The organism is Rhodoferax sp. UBA5149, assembly GCF_002413825.1.
GTDB lineage: Bacteria > Pseudomonadota > Gammaproteobacteria > Burkholderiales > Burkholderiaceae_C > Rhodoferax.
Map to the genome: position 1 here is coordinate 1 of NZ_DHXT01000058.1, position 2819 is coordinate 2819.

2 protein-coding genes are annotated in these 2819 nt (G+C 56.4%); one reads left to right on the top strand and one right to left on the bottom strand.

Features of this window, described 5'->3' with window-relative positions; genetic code table 11:
* The coding region (locus B3V69_RS04640) for a phasin family protein (protein ID WP_296444252.1) at nt 1-169 on the bottom strand (169 nt) is incomplete at its 3' end.
* Nucleotides 170-372: 203 nt separating this feature from the next.
* Between B3V69_RS04640 and B3V69_RS04645 the strand changes: the two genes are divergently transcribed.
* Nucleotides 373-2370: an SDR family oxidoreductase gene (locus B3V69_RS04645; protein ID WP_296444246.1), complete on the top strand. Its 1998-nt coding sequence runs from the start codon at nt 373-375 to the stop codon at nt 2368-2370.
* Nucleotides 2371-2819 lie beyond the last annotated feature (449 nt).

The following is a 2819-nucleotide window of genomic DNA, read 5'->3' on the forward strand; positions in this document are numbered from 1 at the left end:
TCACGCCTTCCTTGACCAGGGCTTCAAATGCCTTGGTGCCTTCGGCCTGGGCCTTGTTGAAAGCGCCCAAACCAGCTTGCCAGATTTGCTGGGCCGAGTCTTTGACCGAGCCCGTCAGGGGCATGCCGGTCTTCTTCGTCGTAGTGGTTTTTTGCAGCTTCTTGACCATGGGACACTCCAGATATGTTGAAAATTTGCACGCCGTTGCACAACGCAGTCAGTGCATGTGGTGTACTTTACGGGACGACCGAATCGTCGTGTAGGTGGGGCATCCTAAATCTCTAGGGCCCGGGCTCTAGGGGAGCGCGGGTTTACGCTGAATGGATCGCGCCGCAATTTCGGCAAGAATGTGCCATGTCAAGGAGCTTTCTCATGCAGTATTTCGTCACCGGCGCCACCGGGTTCATTGGCAAACGTCTGGTTAAAAAACTGCTTGAGCGCAAGGACTCGGTAGTTTATTTCCTGATTCGCAAAGAGAGTGAGGGCAAGGTGGCCGGCCTGCGGCACTACTGGGGCACCAGTGCGGCGCGGGTGGTGCCCGTGTTCGGCGATCTCACCGCCAAGAAGCTCGGGCTGTCGGCCGACAGCATCAAGATGCTCAAGGGCCAGATTGACCACTTTTACCATTTGGCGGCGGTCTATGACCTCGGTGCCGATGAAGCCAGTCAGATCGCCGTCAATATTGAAGGTACCCGCCACACGGTCGAACTGGCCAAGGCGATCGGCGCCGGGCACTTTCACCATGTGTCATCCATAGCCGCGGCCGGACTGTATGAGGGCGTGTTCCGCGAGGACATGTTTGACGAGGCCGAAAACTACGAACATCCCTATTTCATGACCAAGCACGAAAGTGAAAAAATCGTGCGTCTGGAATGCAAGGTGCCCTGGTCGGTTTACCGCCCCGCCATGGTGGTGGGTGACAGCACCACGGGTGAAATGGACAAGGTCGACGGCCCGTACTATTTTTTCAAGCTGATCCAGCGCATGCGCCAGTTGCTGCCACCCTGGTTGCCCTCGATTGGTCTGGAGGGCGGGCGCATCAATATTGTGCCGGTGGACTTTGTGGTGGATGCGCTGGACGCCATCAGCCATCAAGCGGGCATTGCAAAAAAATGTTATCACCTGGTGGACCCGGTGGGCTACCGCGTGGGCGATGTGCTCGACATCTTCAGTCGCGCCGCGCATGCGCCCAAGATGAATCTGTTCATCAACGCGGCGTTGCTCGGGTTTATTCCCCGCAGTGTCACCAAAGGCCTGATGGCGTTGGCCCCCGTGCGCCGGGTCCGCAATGCCATCATGAAAGACCTGAGCCTGCCCGAAGAGATGCTCACCTTCGTCAACTACCCGACGCGTTTTGATTGCCGCGACACGCTGGCGGCGCTCAAGGGGACGGGTGTGGCATGCCCCAACCTGAAAGATTACGCCTGGCGTCTGTGGGACTACTGGGAGCGGCATCTTGACCCTGATCTGCACATCGACCACTCGCTGCGCGGCACCGTGGCGGGCAAAGTGGTGTTGGTCACCGGCGGCTCCTCGGGCATCGGCCTGGCGGCAGCGCACAAGTTTGCCGAGGCCGGCGCGACCACCCTCATTTGCGGTCGCGACGTCGACAAGCTGGAAGAAGCCTGCAAGGAGGCCAAGGCCAAAGGTTACAGTTTTGTGGCCTATCCGGTTGATATCGCCGACATGGCGGACTGCGACCGTTTTGTGAAGCAACTGATCGAGACCCAAGGCGGCGTGGACTTCCTGATCAACAACGCGGGCCGCTCGATTCGCCGCGCCATTGAGTCCAGCTACGACCGATTTCATGATTTTGAGCGCACCATGCAGCTCAACTATTTCGGCAGTCTGCGGGTGACCATGGGCTTGTTGCCTGCCATGGTGGCCAAGAAGAAAGGCCATGTGGTCAATATCAGCTCGATTGGCGTACTGACCAACGCCCCGCGGTTCAGCGCCTACGTCGCCTCCAAGGCCGCGCTGGACGCCTGGACGCGCTGTGCCTCCAGTGAGTTCGCCGATCAAGGTGTTTCATTCACGACCATCAACATGCCGCTGGTGCGCACGCCCATGATCGCGCCGACCGGGCTTTACAACAACGTGCCTACGCTGGCGCCCGAAGAGGCGGCCGACCTGATTGCGCAAGCCTGCATTTTCAAACCGGTGCGCATTGCCACCCGTTTGGGCATCGCCGGCCAGCTGTTGCACGCCGTGCTGCCGCGCATTGCGCAAATTGCCATGAACACCAGTTTTCGCATGTTTCCTGACTCCGGCGCCGCCAAGGGGGCCAAACCGGGCGACAAACCGGTCAAGCAAAAGCTGTCCCCCGAGGCGATTGCCATGCAGCAGATGATGCGGGGGATACATTTCTGACCCCGGATTGCAGACGGTGAAAAAAAGGCGCGTTGTGCGCCTTTTTTATGGGTCGATCCATGGGGTCGGTCTGAATAACTTCCCCTTGCTTGAGTTGGCGCTGAGTTATTCAGGCCGTCCTTGGTGATTGTTTACAAAAATATATATTTGGATGAACCTGAAAATCGTATTTTTGACAGGTTTTAAAATATTTAAGAAGAGATAATGTGTCGCATAAATAATATTACAAATATGGTCTGTTAATGACAGTCGGTGCGGGGAGTCATACATTTCAACGGTAAGGTATTTGACATGAGTAATTTGATCGAGATTCAGAATCAAATTGAGAAACTGCAAAAGCAGGCGAATGAAATCAAGACACGGGAATTTGATAACACGGTGCAAGACATTCTTGTCAAGATGCAGGCGTTTGGCATTACCTTGAAAGATTTGCAGCCCGCCAAGGCGCG

Coding starts and splice junctions, on each gene's coding strand:
- B3V69_RS04645 (WP_296444246.1), top strand. CDS start 373: ATGCAGTATTTCGTCACCGGCGCCACCGGGTTCATTGGCAAACGTCTG.